We start from the raw sequence: 19,291 nt of genomic DNA, 5'->3' as shown, positions 1-19,291 counted from the left end.
AGCGAAAGTATATAATGCAAGTATAAAATCAATGTGAAGTCATACTGACATTTTATAAAGTCTTTTACGCTCACTAGAACTAGCGATATTTAACTGCGCCCTATACTTTGTAATAGTCCTACGCACGATTTTAATATTAAATTTTTCTTCAATTAATTCCAAGATTCTATTATCACTCAAAGGTTTCTGCCGATTTTCGTTTTTGATAAGATTACTTACAAATTCTTTAATAGTTGTATTAGCTGTATCCTCATCAAGTGCAGTGGCAAAGAAATTTCTAAGCGGAAAGATTCCCCTAGAACATTCCAAAAATTTATTTGAAATTGCCCTAGAAATCGTGCTTGAAGCATGTCCAAACTCTTCTGCTAAGTCTTTGAGTTTCATCGGCTTAATCTCTCCACCCATAAAAAAATCATATTGATATTCTACAATCATCAAGCCAATCTTATAAAGTGTCGCTTTACGCATCTCCAAAGCATCCACCAAATCTCGTGCTTCTTTGACTTTATTTTTAATAAAATCATGCTTTATTTTCTCTTTGGCTTCTTTTTTGGGCATTTCTATTTGGATACTTGGATAATATTGACTATTAATCTGCACTTGAATAGATTGCGCTTCTTGAATGATTAAAATATCTGGAATTATCTCTGGTTCTTTTTGATAATATTCCAATGCCGGGGGATTTTTAAAGCTCTGAATCACACGCATAGCCTTAGCATAACAAGCTTCATTTTTATATTGAGAATGTTTTTCCAAATTCCCCAAAATACGCAAACAAAGACTATAAATCTCACTTTGAATATCCATACTATCTAGCTGAAAATGAAATGATTCAATGAGATTCTCTGCCCCGATACCCGATGGCTCTAAATAAGCAAATCTTTTGCGTATTTTCTCCACTTCTTCTACACTGCTACCACACTCTTTTGCAATCTTTTCTTTGTCCCCTTCAAAATACCCCTCTTCATTTAAATTTTCAATAATTTTTTGTGCAATTTCTTGTGAAGTTCTTGTAGGAAATAAGGGTGGAGAAATTTGATTTTTTAGCGTTTCTTCTAGGCTCTCTTCTTGGATACAAAACCTCTCAATGCCCTCATTATCGATATTTTTTAACCCTCTTGGACCTTCTTTGCGTTTCTTGCTTTGGGAAGAAAAATCTGTAGCAATCCCTGATTGTATCTCCAAATAAGGATTGTCTTTGGCAAATTCCCCCAAAGTTTCTTCAAGCTCCCCAACTCCGCTTTGTAAAATAGGCAACCAACTCTTAAGTGTAGAAGAAAGCTTAGCTTTAAGAGTAGTAGAAGCTTGAGTTCTTAATTTCATACCCTAAAATTCTCTCCCAAATAATGTCTTCTAACAAGCTCATTTTCATAAATCTCATTAGAATCTCCACTAGCTAACAACATTCCCTTATTAATCACATAAGCCCGATTACACACGCTCAAAGTTTCTCTTACATTATGGTCTGTAATCAAAACTCCAATATTAAATTTTAAAAGCTTTTTAATAATGTTTTGAATATCCAAAACAGCGATAGGATCTACACCCGCAAAAGGCTCATCAAGCAAAATAAATTTGGGTTTCTTTACAAGTGCACGCGCTATTTCTACACGCCTTCTTTCTCCACCACTTAGATTCACGCCCTTGCGATTGCGAATAGGTTCGATATTAAATTCTTCCAACAATTCTTCAATACGCTTCATACGCTCTTCTTCATTTTCCAAGCATACTTCAGCTGCAATCATCAAGTTTTCTTCCACACTCAAATCTTTAAATACACTCGATTCTTGAGGCAAATATCCAATACCAAGCTGCGATCTTTTATGCAAACTAAGCCCTGTAATATCTCTATTATCAAAAAAAACTTTTCCACTACTTGGCAGTAAAAGCCCACAAATAATATAAAAACTTGTCGTCTTCCCTGCTCCATTAGGACCTAGAAGTCCAACAACCTCTCCACTTCTAACTTCCATAGAAATATCAGAAATAATTTTTGTTTTTTTGATTGTTTTTACTAAATTTTTTGCTTCTAATTTATGCATAAATTCTATATTCCCTTAAATGATTTTTTGGTGAGATTACAATTCTTTTAAAATCCATACCAATTTTTTTTAAGACTTGCGCTAATTGTTCATCGCCCCATTCGACAAAATGCCAACCCTCTTTCTCAAGCTCTTCTAAAAATCCAAGCTCAAAAAGCTCTTGTAGATTCTTTTGATAAATATCATAATGATAAATCCCGCCACCATAATCCCAAGATAGCAAAAAAGTGGGAGAAGTAACCATGCTTTTATTGCCCAAATATTGCACCATTTGCCTCACCAAAGTTGTCTTGCCACTTGCCAAATCTCCCTCCAAAAGATAGATTCCACGATTCTTTTTTAGCTCCAAAGCTTCACACACCTGCTGCAATGAATCTTGACTAACTTCCAAAATTTTCATCTATCCCTCTGCTTTTGGACGCACTTTGATTTGTCTAATCTCAAGGAGTTCTTTGGCTTTTTGCAAGAGAGGAAGTTCTAGGGCTTCATTCACCTCATCTTGAATGTTTTTTTGGGGGTTTGGAATATCTTGATTTTCCTTGATTGTTGCTTTTGGAGTTTCTGTATATTGAGAAATCTCTATTTGCTCTTCTTTTGGGGTAGAACTTTCTTGAATCTTTGATATTTCAGCCTCTTCTTTTATCGATTCTGTTTTATTAGCTTTTTCCTGTGTTATTGTTTGATTGCAATCCCCTTTGGGCTCTTGAGCAACAAACTCTATGCGTGTCTCTATTCCAAAAATCTCAAGCACAATGCCTTTAATTACATTAGAATAGCTATTTGAAAGCCGTTGTTTTTCCTCTCCTACCGCACAACTTCCCCATGTCAATACCCCATTTTCATAAGAAATAAAATGAATATTCTTCTCAAAAATCTCGCCTAACTCATAATTTCTCTCATAAATTCTTTTTACAAGCAGTGCAAATAAATCTGCCCCCTTGATAGATTGTGGCTTAATTTCTGCCTTTGGAGTGACAATGCTTTCTTGTTTTGGAATCTCTATCCTATCTGTTTTAAGATTTTGCCGAGATTCCCCTACATCCAATAAACCCTGCTCTAAGGTTTTAATAGCTTTGTCAATATCATCTATTTTTAATGCTTCTAACATTTTAAAAATACTCAAAGTCAAAACAAAATTATCATCACAACCCAAAGATAAAAGCTGCTTTGCTTGAGTAATGATTCTAAAAAATCTATCTATAATAACAGGGCTATATCGCACATCTTCTGCACTTAAGAGCTTATCTTTAAGAAAAATACTCATTTCATCTAACAGCATTTCACATTCATATTCAAAAAACCCTTCGATGGTTTCTAAAAGTGCTTTTTTATCGTTCTTAAAAATCTCATCAAAAAAATCGCTCAAACTTTGTGGATTAATCAACCCAAGCATACTCGCACAAGATTCAGCAGTGATATTATAATTAGAATAAATAATCACTTGATCTAAAAGCGTCAAAGTATCCCTTAATGACCCAGAACCACTGCGTATCAACATATTTAATGCTTCATCTTGATAAGTGATATTTTCTTTGTGCAAAATGCTTTTTAAATGATTAAAAATACTTTTATCAGAGATTCTTTTAAAACGAAAATGTTGAGTTCGACTTAAAATTGTTGCAGGCAATTTCAAGGGATCAGTTGTCGCTAAGATAAATTTTACATACTCTGGTGGCTCTTCTAGCGTCTTTAATAGTGCATTAAATGCTTCTTTGGTTAGCATATGCACTTCATCGATAATGAAAATCTTATATCTTCCCATATTGGGGCGATATTTTGTTTGCTCAATTAAATCTCTAATATCATCAATTTTCCTACTTGAAGCACCATCTAATTCAATAATATCAATATGGCTCATTTTATGAGGATTTGCTGCGACACAATTTGCACATACTCCGCAAGGTTTAGCCTTTGGACCATTTTCACATTGCAAAGCACGCGCAAAGATTCTTGCACTAGAAGTTTTCCCACTTCCTCTAAGCCCCGAAAATAAATAAGCATGGGATAGCCTCTTGCTTTCTAGCGCCAAAGAAAGTGTCCGACTAACCGCTTCTTGCCCTACAAGCTCATCAAAATCCATCGGACGATATTTTAATGCTAAAGCCTCATTATGTTGTTCCATCTCTCACCAATCTTTTAAAATAAATTTGATTTTACAACAAATCCCCTCTCATACTTATTAAATTTATTCTCTATATTGTGCAATATCAGGTTGGATTTTATAGATTTTATTTTTTAATCTCACCAAAAGTCCTGTATCAATTAGCTGCCTAAAAGTCTTTACAACTGTTGGCTTGCTCACGCCAAGCTCTTGGACAATGTCCTCATAAGAGCCATAAAAAATATTTTCCTCATCACTGTGTTCAATAAGGTATTTGATGATTTCTATTTTTTTGCCCCCAACAAACACCGAAATAGCGTTCAAAAGCACATTTTTTGCTCGCAATTCACTGGCTTGAAATTTAGGCAAAATAGCTTTTAAGATTGTCTTTAAAAGCTCATCTACATCAATGGGCTTTAGAATGTATCCATCCACTCTAAGTTCAATGCATTCCAATAAATATTGAGTCTCTGTATGTGCAGTAGCCACAATCACCGCAGTATCACATAAAGGATTCTTTTTAATCTCGCGTATTAGCTCAATTCCGCTGATTTTTGGCATCAAAATATCTGTAATAATCAAATCAATATTTTCTTTTTTTAGAATCTCTAAAGCCTCCTTACCATTCCTTGCTATAAAAAGCTTATCTACATAATCCTCTAAAACCATAGAAGCAAATCTCAAAATATCTTCTTCATCCTCTACATACAATACGCGTATCTTTCTCATCATTGCTTCATCATTTTTTGATAACATCTTCATCTCTCCTCTATTCTTCAATTTTTAATGGTATTGTAATGATAAATTGCGCTCCACATTCACCACTTTGCACTTGACAATTCTCCAAACATTCTCTTTTTTGGCATTCATAATCTGTTTGCCATTTAACATTTTTCACTTCTATGCTCCCTTGCATTTGCTTCTCTATAATCTGTTTGGACATATAAAGCCCAATCCCCGTCCCAACAGATTTATGCTTTGTTGTAAAATAAGGCTCAAAAATCTTTTGTATATCCTCAAGTCTAACTCCTCCTCCATTATCCATAAAAAGTATCCGCACACATCCGCCTTGTTTGTTGTTTTTTGGCAAAACATTATTTTTATTATCTTGACTTACAGAAATTTTAATTTTTGCAGGTGCGATATTTCTTTCTTTTAAAACATCTTCTGAATTTTTAATAAGATTCAAAATCACTTGTGAAAAAGAGTTTTTATATCCATAAAGCACAATATCATTAGGGCATTCTATTTCTAGCTGAATTTCATTTTGTTTTAAAAATGCACTCACCAAAGATACAGAATCCTCAATATTTTCCCTTAGATTAAAAAATTCTTTTTGGCTAGATGAATGGAAAAAATTACGAAAATCCTCAATCGTTCTTGACATTCTTTTGGCTATTTTTAGTCCCTCTTCCACCTGCACTTCTATAAATTCTTGTGTTAATTTACCATTTTGTGACTTGACCTTAAAAGCCTGTATTAATAGCATTAGGGCATTCAAAGGCTGCCTCCATTGATGAGCAATATTCCCTATCATCTCTCCCATACTAGCCAATCTTGCCTGCTGATACATAATTTGATCTTTTTTGCGACTTTCCAAAACCTCCTTTTTAATTGTTTCTTGCAAAGAATCATTTAAATCACGCAATTCCTTAGTTTTTTCTTTGATTTTAATCTCCAATGTTTTATGCAATAGTTTAATATTGCTCAAAACCAAGTAACTAAGCCAAATTGTAATTACCATAATAAGACACATAATTGCCAGCACAGCCTTATGCAAAATACTATGCAATGTGCTATTTCTATCTTTTTTAATCTCCACAAGATTAAGGCTACTATGAATGAGATTAGAAATTTCTTTATTGAGTTGTGCGATTTGATACTTAAGCTCTTCTATGTAATTTTCTTGATTGTTACTTGCCTTTTTTAAAATATCCAAAAAGATATAAATTTGATTATCCAATTTGCTAATATCATCTATCTTTTGTTGCATTTCTGCTTCTTCTTTCAATCCAAAATCATCTTGATTAAAAAAATAATAAACCTGCAACACAAGATAAATGAGATAATTATCATCAAGAGCAGTCTCTTCTACTCTTTGATATGCTTCCCAATATTCTATGATTTTTTCCCTCAATTCTATCATTTGAGATTCTTGATTGGGCTGCATAAGAATCGCTTGAGTGCCATTAACAATCTGCCTCAATTCTTCTAAACCAATCAAAGATTGATGATATTCTGAAAAGAGCGTTTCATAATCATATTTCAAACTAAAGTAAAATACATAAGAAACGACAGCTAATGATAATAATCCGCATGCGATATTAAAAACTAATATTCTAGCTTTTGCTTCTAAAGAAGTCCCAAAAATCTTTTTTTCCATCTATCCAATTTAATAAACTTTTATTATATTGTAACACTAGGTTTCTTAATTTATTGATAATGTTTTTATCTCATGGTAAATTTTATTGCAAAAATCAGCAATTAACCCAACGAAAATAATTGTATGCTTTCAAATGATATTAATAAATATTGTCAAAACAAGCTATAAAATTAGAATCATTTTAACAAGCAAATCAAAACAATGCCGCCCTTATCATTCTGCTATGGCATTTCAAGGCAAAAACTACAAAATTTAATCTTTTTCCATACTTTCTACATTTCTATGATTTTATATTTTTAAATATTTAGAAAAATTTTTATTTCAAACTTAAGAGATTTATATTATTTGTAATAAGAAGTTTTTATGTAGTTATATTAAATGGTGCCGAGGGTCGGAATCGAACCGACACGGGGTTGCCCCCACCAGATTTTGAGTCTGGCGCGTCTACCAATTTCACCACCCCGGCTAAATTAAAAAATATGATTATACTTATTTTAGCTCAATTTTTACTTAATTTCCAAACCTCTTTGAAAAAAGAGGTAAGAAAATTTATAAAACAACATATTTAATTGCCAAACATGCCTTAATACTAGAAAGCTCTTTAATTACTTCATTGGACACTTCATCATCTACCAAAATTACAGCCAATGCTTCTTTTCCATATCGCCCTAATCTAAAATCCGCAATATTAATATTGTGTTTTGCCAAAGTTGTCCCAACATGCCCTATAACGCCTGGAGTATCATTGTTTCTAAAGAGAATCATACGCCCTTTTGGCTCAATATCCATTTCAAAATGGTTAATCTCCACAATCTTTGGCGTATCCTCATTAAACACCGTTCCAGATACACTAAATTCACCCTCTTGTGTCAGCAATGTCAATCGAATTTGATTTTTATACACATTTTGCAAATTCTTGCTTTCAAGCGAAATTTCTATACCACGCTCTTTTGCAACATAAGGAGCATTGACATAATTTACTTTATCCCCAATCGTTGCATTTAAGATTCCTACTAATGCAAAAGTAGAAAGTGAAGATAAGTATTGACTAATTTCACCCTGCACTTCAAGCTTGATAGAGCGAATCTCACTTTTATTGACTTGAATTGCAAAAAACGCCATTTTTTGCATTAACTCCAAATAAGCCCTCATAAAATTTGGCAAATCAGAATCTTTAATCGGAAGATTTAAGGCATTAGGGAAACTTGACCCTCTTGCTGCCTCCAACGCAGCTTCTGCTGCTTCAATCGCGATTTTCTCTTGAGATTCAAGAGTATTAGCTCCAATATGTGGCGTTACATAAATATTTGGCAAATCTAAAAGCTTATTAGAAATTGCTGGCTCTTTTGTAAAAACATCAATTCCTGCCCATCGCACTTTCTTGCTCTGCAAAGCTTCAAAGAGTGCATCTTCATTGTATAACCCCCCTCTTGCACAGTTAATCAAAACTACACCCTCTTTCATTTTTGCAATCTGTTCTTTATCAATGATATTAATGGTTTCTTTATTTTTGGGGGTATGGATAGTAATAATATCACACGCCAAAATCTCATCAAAATCTTTTGTGTAAGCAATCCCCAAATCTGTTGCCTTAGCTGGATTAATATAAGGATCGTAAGTAATAACTTCCATCTCAAAAGCTTTCATACGCTTTCCTACACGACTTCCGATATTACCAAACCCAATAATCCCTAGTTTCTTGCCCTTAAGCTCTGTACCATACCAATCTTCCCTTTTCCACTTTCTTTCATTTTTTAATTGCGCATTAGCACTCGGAAAAGTCCTAATTGCACTCAAAATATGCGCACAAGTTAGCTCAACTGCTGCGATTGTATTGGCTGTTGGAACATTCATTACCACAACACCCTTTTTACTTGATGCTTCAATATCCACATTATCCACACCAACACCAGCACGCACCACCGCTCTAAGCTTTTTTGCTGCCTCCAAAAAGCTCTCATCTACATCAGTAGAACTTCTTGTAATGGCAATATCCGCTTTATAAAGCTCTTTTTTTAATTCATCTTTTGGCAAATTAGCAAGATTCAACATTTCCACATCTGTGGCTTTAGCCAATAAATCTAATCCACTTTGATGGATATGATCGCAAACCATAATTGTAAATTTTGACATTTTATCCTCACTTGTTAAGATTTAGACAATGTATAGTTAATGTCATAATGCTTTAGCTCATCCAAAACACTACGCAAATACCCTTCATTCTCTGTAGTAACTACCAACCAAATATTTTCACCAATTTTATAATAAGAATATTCGATATTATTAGCACTTAAAACCTGATTGATACAAAAAAATTGATAATCATCAATCACTCCCACTGAAACTCTAAAAGTTTCTTTCTCCACTCTATTAAGATTATCTTCAAATAAGAGTTTGACTTTTAGCTCAGCTGCAGGATAAATAAAGCTTGATTGCTCCCTTTTTGAAAGTTGATCAATCCACCCAGCACTTCCTATACTTGCATTATCCTCTATAGATGTTAGTTGATAGGAACTAATGCTAGGCAAAATATAACTACTCATCGCTTTTACATAATTCCACACCAAAACATAAAGAATAATGCAAGTAAAAATGCTGAATATACCTATCAACAATCTTGTTTGCATAAAACACTACTCTTTAAGAAATTTGATTTTTAATAATATCTCCCAATGTCATTTTATCATCTGCATTGCTATTAAAATTCTTCAAATTTGCTTTTTCTTTTTGTTTTTCTAATCGTCTAATAGAAACTCGGATTCTATTATTTTGTGTATCAATTAGAGAAATTACACCCTTTATTTTATCTCCTACTTTAACATCTTCTTTTTTGATAGGAAATAAATCCTCATTGCGTATAAGTGCGTCCATATCTTCATCAATCTTAATAAACACACCAAAATCTTTAATATCTCTTACAACGCCTTCTACTTCTTCATCTTCAGAATGTCTTTTGGCAAACTCTTCTACCGGAGAAGAAATAATGCCTTTTCGCGTTAATGAAATTCTTTCTTTTTCTTTATCGATTTTAGCAATTTTAACTTCAACTTCTTCGCCAATTTTCATCAAATCTTTACATTTTTCATTCTTATTCCAATAAGCATCTTCATTATGCAATAATCCATCAATGCCATCTAATTTGATAAATGCACCAAAATCTGTTAGAGTTGCTACTACACCCTTTAGAATATCCCCTTCTTTGTATTTTTTAGCAAATTGATCAAAAGGCTTATCCAATAATTTTTTGAGAGAAACTCTTAAGCGTCGCTCTTTGGTATCAATTTCAATCACTTCTACATCTATTTCTTGCCCTGTTTTCAAAAATTCTTCTGGATTTTGAATATTTTTATTCCAAGAGATTTCTGAAATATGCAAGAATCCCTCAATATCATTACCCAAATCTACAAAAACACCATAAGGCTCGATATTGCTAACCACAACCTTAATCGCATCTCCCACTTCTAATTCATTTTCAACTTCTTTCCATGGATCTTCAATAGTATCTTTAATCGAAAGTGCTAAGCGTCTTTTTTCTTTGTCATAAGATAGCACCTTCAAAGAAACAATATCGCCTTCTTTATAAAGTTTAGAAGGATTTACTGGTCCTTTATGGCTAATTTCTGTATAATGCACCAATCCCTCTACACCCTCTACATCGACAAACATTCCAAAGCTTGTAATTTTTTTAATTCTTCCTTTTAAATTGCCTTCTTGCTTTAAGAGATTATCAATAACATCTTTTTTGATATTATTTTCAATTTCAAATAAACGCTTCCTTGAAATGACTATGCTATCCTCTTCTGGTTTTACATTGATAATGCAAGCTTTGATACGCTTACCTTCATTTTTATTTCCATCTTTAAAAGCTGCTGCAAATTTTGGCATAAAAAACTCCACAGCATCACTTTCTACAATATAACCACCCTTATTTTTCTTGACAACCACACCTTCTACAATTTTATCTTTATAATCTTCACCTAAACTCTTAATATATTCTCGTATTTTTTCTCTACGAATCGCCTTCTTATAAGAAAGTAACGGCTGTTCATTTCTTTTCCCCATAATCACAATAGGCAATAAATCCCCTACCCCAAAAAGCAAATTTCCTTGTGAATCTTGAATTTCACTAATTAGAATAACACCCTCTTTTTTCTCACCAGGGACAGCAATAATCACTTGTCCATTTTCAATGGATACTATCTCACCTTGTGAAACCTTTTCACTCTCTTTTTTTTCATATTGCTCAAGCATTGAAGCAAAATCTTCATCTACAATAATTTCATCTAATTCCTGCATATTAATTCCTACCGCAGCCATCTACACCCTTTATCAAAAAATAAAATTTAACTATTTTATCCACAATACCCTTATTAAAGAATTAAAAAATCTTAATATTTCTGAATTGTTTGCACAATTTTATCAATAATCCAATTTGGAGTAGAAGCCCCCGCACTCACTCCACAAAGCTTCTTGCCGCTAAACCATTCTTTTTGCAACTCTTGATAATCCTCCACCAAATAACAATCCTGACAATATTCCTTTGAAATATTATAAAGCTGTTTAGTATTAGAGGAATTTTTACCCCCAACAATTATCATTATATCCACTTCTTTGGCAAGATTCCTAGCAGATTCTTGATTATCAAAAGTAGCATTGCATATTGTATTAAACACTCTACATTCCGAGCATTGACGAATCAAAAAATCAGCAATCTCTAAAAAAAGCTCAATATTTTTGGTTGTCTGTGAAATCAAAACCACCTTATCTGGTATCTTCGCATTTTTCAATGCTTCAAGATTTTCTACCACCAAAGGCGTTGTTTTGCAATAACTCATAACCCCCTTTACTTCTGGGTGCATTTCATCTCCAAAAATAATAATCGCATAACCTTCATTGCTCATTTTTTCACAAATTTCTTGAGGTTTAGTTACAAAAGGGCAAGTTGCATCAGTAATGTTTTTTGTTTTTTGCTTCAGCCTTTGCAAATCCTCTTTGGTGATTCCATGAGTGCGTATGATTACCTCTGCATTTGCTGGAATCTCTTGAATATTTTCATTGACAACTACATTAAATTTTTCTTTTAAGCGATTAATTTCTTTTGCATTGTGGATTAAAGGACCCAAAGTAATCCCATTTGGCTTACTTTCAGCTAGCTTGATTGCGCGTCTTACTCCAAAACAAAAACCATAATTTTTTGCCAACTTTACTTGCACGCTAATTTCCTTTTGTCTGTGTAATTTGCCCTAAAATTTCTAAAAAATTCGGAAAAGAAATATTGATATATTCTGCTTGGGTAATCCTCATTCCATTTTTCAATCCAGCAATCGCAAAGCTCATCGCAATCCTATGATCTCCATAGCTAGAAACTTCAGCTTTTTGCATCTCTCCACCTGTAATTACAAAACCATCATCAAGCTCTTTTGCTTCAATCCCACAAAGTTTCAGATTCTCAACTACTGCTTTGATTCTATCTGTCTCTTTCACACGCAATTCTTTAGCATTCGTTACTTTGCTTACCCCATTTGCACAAGCCATAGCAATAGCCAATGCTGGAATCTCATCAATTAACCAAGAAATTTTTTCATTCACTTCAATGCTTTGAAGTTCTTTGGGGGAAACAATTTCAATATCTCCAATGCTTTCATAGGTATTTGAATTTTCTTTATAAGCAATTTTTACCCCCATTTTCTCTAACATTTTAAAAGCTTCAATCCGAGTAGGATTTAATAAAACATTCTTCAAAAGCCCATAAGATTCTGGCATAATTGCCACTGCTACTGCAAAGAAAAAGGCACTAGAAGGATCTGCTGGAATATTCATCTCAAGAGGCTTTAGGGCTTGTTTTAATGGAGAAATACTAACCTCCACATCGCCCCCTTGATAAATTTTGCTTTCAATCTCTGCCCCCATTCCTCGCAACATACGCTCTGTATGATCGCGGCTAAGCTCTGGTTCAAAATACTTAGAATCCCCATTAGCAAAAAGCCCACTCAAAATCAAAGCCGATTTCACTTGTGCGCTTGGAATCTTACTCACATATTCAAAAGATTTTAAACCTTGATTGCCCATTACAACAAGCGGAGCAAAATTCCCATTATCTCTTCCAAATATTGTAGCCCCAATACTCCTTAGCGGTTCTACAACCCTTTTCATAGGACGATTATTCAAATAGCAATCTCCACTTAAAACAAACATTCCCTTTTGCGCACTCAACAATCCTAAATACAATCTAATAGCAGTCCCTGCATTTCCACAATCCAAAATTTCACTAGGTTCTTTAATAGATTTTGGCGGCAAAAACACCATTCCCTTGCTTTCTTCTTTTACCTCTAAGCCAAGCCTTTTTGCTATTTTCAAAGTATCAAGCGTGTCTTCCCCTTTGAGATAATTTTGAATATAAGAGGGCTTATCACTCAACAAAGAAAAAATCGCACAACGATGCGAAATAGATTTGTCAGAAGCGATTTTTTCTATCGCAAGCTTAAAACTTTGGGCTTTACAAACCTCCAAAATCATCGCAATCTCACTTTGTAATTCTCTATTAGAGATTCCAAAATCTTATCCATAATGCTTGCAATATCTTTTTCTTCTAAAGTTTTTTCACTAGATTGAATCTCAAAACGAATTGTAAGGCTAATCTCCTCTCCCAAATTCTCATCATGATAAATATCCAATGGATAGAATCCTACAACATCAGCTATCCCAAGATTTCCAATCACTTCTCTAAGTTTATAATAAGGAATATTTTTATTAACCACTATGCTCAAATCTCGCACTACTTTTTGAAATTTGGAATAATCTTTAACCTTTGGCACTAAATGCACCAATTTATCCACTTCTATTTCACACAAATAAGTTTCATCTAGCCCAAACTCTTCGGCTACTTGTGGGTGCAATGTAGATAAAATACCAACTTCTTGATTATTTTGGATAATCTTCGCACATTGACCGGGGTGATATAGTGCAATCTCACTTACACATTCTCTCAATGTAAAATCTCCAATTACTCTAGCTATATGATTTGCAAAAATAAAATAATCCCCTTTGATACCCTTAGCATTTGGATAACGCTCCTCCATCACAAATCCACTTTGCAAAAAAGCAATTTTTGTATTTTGATTTCTCCTTGCATCATAAGTTTCACCCACTTCCACTAATGCAATTGAATTAAAACCATTGTTTCTATTAAGCTTTGCAGCCTGCAACAATCCCAACAATAAGCTTGGTCGCAAAGTATTTAATTCCCTTGTAATAGGATTTAATAATTCCAACTCCTCTTGCAATGTTTGAAAACCATATTTAAGCAACTTCTCTTTATCTTGAAATACAAAATGCACGCTTTCGCTAAAACCTGTCCCAATAGCTTTCTTTGCTAATTCTCTCTTAAAATGATAAAGCCTAGATTCCTCACTGCTTTGGTTGCCTTGAACAAACATTAAAGGCGAACTTGGAACCTCATCAATCCCAATAAATCGAATAATCTCTTCTGCAATATCTTGATAATTAGAAATATCATGCCTAAAAAGTGGTGGCACGACGACAAGCAAATTTTCATCTGTTAGGATTTCAACTTGAAACTCTAATGCTTGCAATAATTGCACCACTTTTGATTTATCCAAAGGAACACCAATGATTTTTGCAATCAATGGTATTTCTATTGTGATAGAAGGGAGTGTTTGCTCACTTGCTAATTCTTGAATATCATTATACAAAACCGCATCATTACCCAGCAACAAATCCCCAAGCACATCCAATCCTAATTTCAAATTTGGATTACTTCCTCTTGAAGAGCGTTGAAACACTTTTGGATCCACTTTTGCTTTTGTTTCTAATACCTTTTGGGCAACAATTTTGGGAGGTATATAACTTGCTTCCAAAATAATAAATTCTTTTTCATTTTCTTTAAGATTCTGTATATTTTCTTCATTAAAAGAAGAAATTCCAATGGCAGATAATTTTTTCTCTCCACAATAAATACTCTCAAACCCCAATTCATCTTGTTTTAACTTCAAAGTTACTCTATCTTCATTTGCGCCCTTGCCTAATTGACAAAATGTTTGTGGATATGCATTCAAAATAACACCACTTATTAATGTGCTAAAATTTAAAGCATTTAGCAATAAATTATTTGTCAAAGATTCATTATAAGCAAGGAATAAATTTACACAAAGCGGAATTTTTATAGCCCCTATCTCTATTGCTTGATACATCAAAGAAGAAGTATGCTTCCTATCCGTTACAACTTGCAAAACACGACCAATCCCCGGTGCATTTTCCAAAGCCATTAGCTTTTCTAAAGGTTTTCTTTTTAGTCCAAATGCCACACTCAAATCTCTTGCTATCCCCAAAAGACTCATGCAATCTCCACGATTTGGTGTGATAGAAATTTCATAAATCTCATCATTAAAATAAGAATATTCTAATAATTCCTTGCCAATCTCCAATACTCCGATACTCTCATCAAGTTCGACAATTCCATCATTGATTGCAGGAAATCCAAGCTCAGTTGTAGAACAAAGCATTCCACAGCTCTCAACCCCTCTTAACACTGCTTTTTTGATTGTAATTTGTGGCAACACAGCCCCTTCTAATGCAACTGCGACAAAAATCCCCTCTCTAGCATTTGGCGCTCCACAAACAATTTGCCTCATCTCATAATTTTCTTCACTTCCACCCACTGCTACCTGACAAACATTAAGTTTTGTTGCATCTGGATGTTTTTTGCATTCTATAATTTTGCCTACAACCACCTTTTTTGGCGCACATAACTTTTGAAATGATTCTACCTCCAAACCAATCTTATTTAATGTTTTATAAATCTCATCACTGCTAATATCCTCTAAAGGCAGAATCTTATTTAAAATACTTCTATTAAATTTCATTTAAACTGCTCCAAAATTCTTAAATCACTTTCAAAAAATGCACGCAAGTCTGGCACACTATAAGCCAACATTGCAAATCTTTCTACACCAAGCCCAAATGCGTAACCACTGACATTCTCATAACCCACAGCCTTAAAAACATTTTCACTCACACAACCACAGCCCAACACCTCTAGCCAACCAGTGTTAGAGCAAACACGACAGCCTTCTCCTTTGCAAAAAATACAGCTCATATCCACTTCTGCACTTGGTTCAGTAAAAGGAAAATAACTTGAACGGAATCTCACCTTAACATCACCAAATATATATTTCAAAAAATCCTCTAAAATAAACTTAAGATTTGCAAAATTTACCGAATCTTTACCATTTTCTACCACCAAACCTTCTACTTGATGAAACATTGGCGTATGCGTCAAATCATAATCGCAGCGAAAAACATTCCCCGGACAAATCATACGAATTGGGGGCTTTTGTGCTTCCATAGTCCGAATCTGCACGGGAGAAGTGTGAGTCCTCAAAATCTTTCCATCTTTAAAATAAAAAGTATCCTGCATATCTCTTGCAGGGTGATATTTTGGTAAATTAAGGGCTTCAAAATTATGGAAATCATCTTCCACTAGCGGACCTGTTTTTACCATAAAATTCATACCCTCAAAATACTCTACAATTTTATCAAGCATCAACATAATAGGGTGATTTGAACCCCTAAAATTACTAGCACTAAACAAAGAAACATCAATTTTTTGTGCTTGCAATTTCTCTTGCAATTCCCTCAAGCTTAATTCTTCTTTTTTATTTGCAAGGGCTTTTTCAAATTCCACTTTTAGTAGATTTAGTTCCTTTGCCAACGCCTTTTTTTGTGTTTCATCACAATTTTTTAACTCCGCAAATCGTGCAGTTAAAATCCCCTTCTTACCCATTACTGCTATGCGAATTTCTTCCAACTCTGCAGTGGTTATTGCTCCATTGATTCTAGAAAATATCTCTTCCAAAACTTCTTCCTATTTTTTTATTTTAAAGTAAATTATTTTCAAGAATTGTAATCAAAAAATGTTTTACTTTTCTTAATTTTTTTAAAATACTTCACAAAATAAGGTAAAATTTCAAAAACTTTACTTTATGCTAAAAGGATACCAAATGACAGTTTTTGAAAAGATTATAAAAGGCGAAATACCTTGCAACAAAGTTCTTGAAAATGAAGATTTTTTAGCTTTTCACGATATTGCCCCAAAAGCCCCCATTCATGTTTTGGTGATTCCTAAGAAATTTGCTAAAGATTTCCAACAAGTTAGCCCTCAAGAAATGGTAGGAATGACAAATTTTATCCAAGAATGTGCCAAAACTTTGGGATTAGATAAAAATGGTTATAGAATCATTAGCAATGTAGGAATTGATGGAGGACAAGAAATCCCTTATTTGCATTTTCATCTTTTAGGTGGTGCAAAATTGCGTTGGGATAATCTAGCACAAAATATTTCAGAGCAACAACGATTAGAAGAAGCCAAAAAAGGAATGTAAAATCCCTATTTAGAGGGATTTTTATCCTTGCAACATTCTTGAATTTCTTTTAATATCCTATGGAGTTTCTCTAGCAATCGTGCCACTACGATTAGTTGCTCACTGGATTGGATTGCCATATCTTCACCCAAATTAATTGCATTTTCAATACTCCTGCGTTTAGATTCGCTAATCTCTACAACTTCAAGTTTCTTTTTAATCTCTTCGCTAATGCTAGCAATCTCCTCGCTAATATCCTCACTTAGCTCTTTTGCGCGATTAGAAGTTTCTTGTGCCATATGAAATTTATTTAGAAATTTCGAAAGATTCTTAGATGCCAATGAAAGCTCACTTCCACCCTCTAATTCTATCGCTTCTGCTATATCTTCCTTTATCTGTCCTTGTGCAAGCATTTGAGTTTTTTCAAGGAATTGTTTAAGGTGAGCGTGAATATTAAAAAGATTCTTAATAGAATACAAAGCCAAAAGCACCATAATCACAGCTGCGACATATTGAAACTTCTCCAAGTAAGCCCTTGAATGCGTAGAAACATCTGAATAATAATTCACCGTCCAATCAATTTGATTAAGCAAATTCATATTTTGCACGACAATGCTTTTCAAATCTTCTACAATTTTTTCTTGTGCTTTAAGAGTATCTTGAAATTTCTCTTTATAACCCTGCCAAAAATCATAAGTTTCTTTGATGGCTTGATGGACTTTAGGGAGATTCTGATAGGTTGGATTATTATAAAATTCAAAAATTACGCGATCATAGAGATGATAGACTTCTAACAACTCTTTATGAGAAATGCTATCCCATTTATTTGCATAACTCATAAAAAGATGAGCCATTCTTTGTGTAAGCATTCTCTGCTTGCCTGCAGTATCAATCACGCTAGGAGACATTTTTGCATTTACCATTGCTTTGACGATATTATCAGAAAGTTTCAAAATTATCGAATTATTCTCATCTAAAAAAAGTTTATTTTTGCAAAATTTATAAGAAACTTCTTTAAAATCTTGAACTACTTTTTTGAATTCTAGCCATTGTTTTTCAATCAATGCGAGTTGTTTGATGATTGTTGAATTGCTTGGAGGATTAATATTCTTTTTTTGATTCCCATATCGCAAAGTATGTAGATTCTCTTCAAATTCTTTTATTGCCAAATTAAGTTCATCAAAATTTTGCTGATTTTGCGAATTGATAATAAAAACTTCTTTGGTGATTTTTTGGGTTAGCATTCTTTCCTTGCCAGCAATATTAATCAAATATCCATCTTGAATACTTCTTTGATTAATCAAAATAACAGAACCTATCATCACGCCTATACACAAGGTGGTTAAAATTCCAATTACAATAAGACGAGTAACAATTTTTGTCATTTTGCCTCCTGCTTGAAGATCATTTGAAGTCTATGAGAATCCAAAATTTCAATTTTTCCTAGTGAATTAGTTTGTATCACGCCATCTCTATGCAGCTTTTTTAAAATTCTTGAAAGTGTTTCTGGCTGGATATTCAAAAATGCTGCATTTTCTTGTTTTTTGTGCATATTAAATTCTTCCAAATCAGAATACAAAGAATAAGCGATTTTTGCCGTACTATCAAAAACTAATTCGCGTTGCACTATCTCTTCTAAAACGCCAACCCTCTTTAAAGATTCTTCAAAAAATAACTTTAAAATTTGAGGTGATTTTTCAAACAATAAACGCAATTTATCACTTTCAAAACAGGCCATTAGAGAATCTTCTAAACATTCAATATTAACAAAAGTAGCCATTTTATCTTTACAATCATTAAGCAAACCATTTTTGAAGATTCCAAAAAATATTTCATTATCAAATCTATCTACTTTATAAGCCTTGACTGCACCCTCTAACAAAAAATAAATATCACTAACTTTATCTTCCTCATAAAAAACAATCTCTTGTTTCTTATAATTTTTAAAATGCACAATAGCTTTTAAATCCCTAAGAGAATCTTTATTAAGATTGCAAAATGGATGATAAGATTCTAATTCTTCCAAAAAATCACTCCATCAATCCCAAGCTTGGCAATTTCAAGCATTTCTTCTTCTTCTTTGATGCACAACAAAACTTTGGCATCAAAAAGATAATTTTCAGCTAAATTTTGCAATTCTTTAGCCATTTCCAAATCCTCACAAATCAAAAATTTTACCCCTAGATTCACCATCAATAAAGCTTCTTTGATATTTTGTATCACACTTGCATAATCTATCCCATTTTGATAACAAAATTGTGCTATTTTCAAATCTCCCCTCAAAATCAAAAAAGCACTCGGCAAAGAATCTTGAATATCCTGCAAAGAATCCACAACACAAATTTCCAAAGGACTAACAACGCTATGGTTTAAAATCAACATTGCA

General features: G+C 33.4%; 18 protein-coding genes and 1 tRNA gene. 2 read left to right on the top strand and 17 right to left on the bottom strand.

What is annotated here, in order from left to right:
• Positions 1 to 39: 39 nt before the first annotated feature.
• The 6 genes from EL247_RS02065 to EL247_RS02040 form a co-directional block, all read right to left on the bottom strand.
• Positions 40 to 1,323: an RNA polymerase factor sigma-54 gene (locus tag EL247_RS02065; protein WP_104745592.1), complete on the bottom strand. Its 1,284-nt coding sequence runs from the start codon at positions 1,321 to 1,323 to the stop codon at positions 40 to 42.
• Positions 1,320 to 2,042 carry an LPS export ABC transporter ATP-binding protein gene (lptB, locus tag EL247_RS02060; protein WP_005022348.1) on the bottom strand — a complete coding sequence of 241 codons (723 nt, stop codon included), beginning with the start codon at positions 2,040 to 2,042 and terminating at the stop codon, positions 1,320 to 1,322. Before lptB ends, EL247_RS02065 begins: the two co-directional genes overlap by 4 nt.
• Positions 2,035 to 2,442, bottom strand: coding sequence for a tRNA (adenosine(37)-N6)-threonylcarbamoyltransferase complex ATPase subunit type 1 TsaE (tsaE, locus tag EL247_RS02055; protein ID WP_104745591.1), 408 nt, complete (start codon positions 2,440 to 2,442; stop codon positions 2,035 to 2,037). Before tsaE ends, lptB begins: the two co-directional genes overlap by 8 nt.
• Positions 2,443 to 4,164, bottom strand: a complete 1,722-nt coding sequence (locus EL247_RS02050; RefSeq protein ID WP_104745590.1) for a DNA polymerase III subunit gamma/tau — start codon at positions 4,162 to 4,164, stop codon at positions 2,443 to 2,445. It lies immediately after the preceding gene.
• A gap of 63 nt (positions 4,165 to 4,227) precedes the next feature.
• Complete coding sequence (locus EL247_RS02045) at positions 4,228 to 4,899, bottom strand: response regulator (RefSeq protein ID WP_040499980.1); 672 nt, start codon at positions 4,897 to 4,899, stop codon at positions 4,228 to 4,230.
• 13 nt (positions 4,900 to 4,912) lie between these two features.
• Complete coding sequence (locus tag EL247_RS02040; protein WP_060663069.1) at positions 4,913 to 6,526, bottom strand: sensor histidine kinase; 1,614 nt, start codon at positions 6,524 to 6,526, stop codon at positions 4,913 to 4,915.
• Between the two features lie 133 nt (positions 6,527 to 6,659).
• Between EL247_RS02040 and EL247_RS08690 the strand changes: the two genes are divergently transcribed.
• Complete coding sequence (locus EL247_RS08690) at positions 6,660 to 6,782, top strand: hypothetical protein (protein WP_257004436.1); 123 nt, start codon at positions 6,660 to 6,662, stop codon at positions 6,780 to 6,782.
• A 123-nt stretch (positions 6,783 to 6,905) separates the two neighbouring features.
• Here EL247_RS08690 and EL247_RS02035 read toward each other — a convergent pair.
• The 8 genes from EL247_RS02035 to pheS form a co-directional block, all read right to left on the bottom strand.
• Positions 6,906 to 6,992: transfer RNA gene (locus EL247_RS02035), tRNA-Leu, on the bottom strand.
• A gap of 83 nt (positions 6,993 to 7,075) precedes the next feature.
• Positions 7,076 to 8,659 (bottom strand): phosphoglycerate dehydrogenase, encoded by a 1,584-nt coding sequence (gene serA / locus EL247_RS02030; protein ID WP_054195457.1) that lies wholly within the window; start codon positions 8,657 to 8,659, stop codon positions 7,076 to 7,078.
• 14 nt (positions 8,660 to 8,673) lie between these two features.
• Entirely contained in the window at positions 8,674 to 9,153 is a 480-nt protein-coding gene (locus EL247_RS02025) for a hypothetical protein (RefSeq protein ID WP_104745589.1), read from the bottom strand.
• 13 nt (positions 9,154 to 9,166) lie between these two features.
• Positions 9,167 to 10,843 (bottom strand): 30S ribosomal protein S1, encoded by a 1,677-nt coding sequence (locus EL247_RS02020; RefSeq protein WP_060661554.1) that lies wholly within the window; start codon positions 10,841 to 10,843, stop codon positions 9,167 to 9,169.
• Between the two features lie 71 nt (positions 10,844 to 10,914).
• Positions 10,915 to 11,739 carry a 4-hydroxy-3-methylbut-2-enyl diphosphate reductase gene (locus EL247_RS02015; protein WP_060663068.1) on the bottom strand — a complete coding sequence of 275 codons (825 nt, stop codon included), beginning with the start codon at positions 11,737 to 11,739 and terminating at the stop codon, positions 10,915 to 10,917.
• A 1-nt stretch (position 11,740) separates the two neighbouring features.
• Complete coding sequence (gene aroA / locus EL247_RS02010) at positions 11,741 to 13,042, bottom strand: 3-phosphoshikimate 1-carboxyvinyltransferase (protein ID WP_104745588.1); 1,302 nt, start codon at positions 13,040 to 13,042, stop codon at positions 11,741 to 11,743.
• The gene (gene pheT, locus EL247_RS02005; RefSeq protein WP_104745587.1) at positions 13,039 to 15,408 is read right to left on the bottom strand and encodes a phenylalanine--tRNA ligase subunit beta; all 2,370 of its coding nucleotides are present in this window, start codon (positions 15,406 to 15,408) and stop codon (positions 13,039 to 13,041) included. The genes aroA and pheT overlap by 4 nt, the downstream gene beginning before the upstream one ends.
• Positions 15,405 to 16,400: a phenylalanine--tRNA ligase subunit alpha gene (gene pheS, locus EL247_RS02000; protein WP_065829016.1), complete on the bottom strand. Its 996-nt coding sequence runs from the start codon at positions 16,398 to 16,400 to the stop codon at positions 15,405 to 15,407. Before pheS ends, pheT begins: the two co-directional genes overlap by 4 nt.
• A 145-nt stretch (positions 16,401 to 16,545) precedes the next feature.
• On the opposite strand from pheS, the gene EL247_RS01995 reads away from it, so the two are divergent.
• Positions 16,546 to 16,926: a histidine triad nucleotide-binding protein gene (locus tag EL247_RS01995; protein WP_060663064.1), complete on the top strand. Its 381-nt coding sequence runs from the start codon at positions 16,546 to 16,548 to the stop codon at positions 16,924 to 16,926.
• 5 nt (positions 16,927 to 16,931) lie between these two features.
• On the opposite strand, the gene EL247_RS01990 is transcribed toward EL247_RS01995, so the two are convergent.
• The 3 genes from EL247_RS01990 to EL247_RS01980 are packed head-to-tail and all read right to left on the bottom strand — an operon-like array spanning position 16,932 to position 19,287.
• Positions 16,932 to 18,290, bottom strand: a complete 1,359-nt coding sequence (locus EL247_RS01990; RefSeq protein ID WP_104745586.1) for a type IV pili methyl-accepting chemotaxis transducer N-terminal domain-containing protein — start codon at positions 18,288 to 18,290, stop codon at positions 16,932 to 16,934.
• Positions 18,287 to 18,931 carry a Crp/Fnr family transcriptional regulator gene (locus tag EL247_RS01985; protein ID WP_126441933.1) on the bottom strand — a complete coding sequence of 215 codons (645 nt, stop codon included), beginning with the start codon at positions 18,929 to 18,931 and terminating at the stop codon, positions 18,287 to 18,289. Before EL247_RS01985 ends, EL247_RS01990 begins: the two co-directional genes overlap by 4 nt.
• Entirely contained in the window at positions 18,919 to 19,287 is a 369-nt protein-coding gene (locus EL247_RS01980) for a hypothetical protein (protein ID WP_104745584.1), read from the bottom strand. The genes EL247_RS01985 and EL247_RS01980 overlap by 13 nt, the downstream gene beginning before the upstream one ends.
• Between the last annotated feature and the right edge of the window lie 4 nt (positions 19,288 to 19,291).

It is taken from the genome of Helicobacter pullorum, from assembly GCF_900638355.1.
Classification (GTDB): Bacteria; Campylobacterota; Campylobacteria; order Campylobacterales; family Helicobacteraceae; genus Helicobacter_D; species Helicobacter_D pullorum.
The sequence above is the reverse complement of the archived record's forward strand: the minus strand, read 5'-3'. Positions and strand labels throughout refer to the sequence as shown.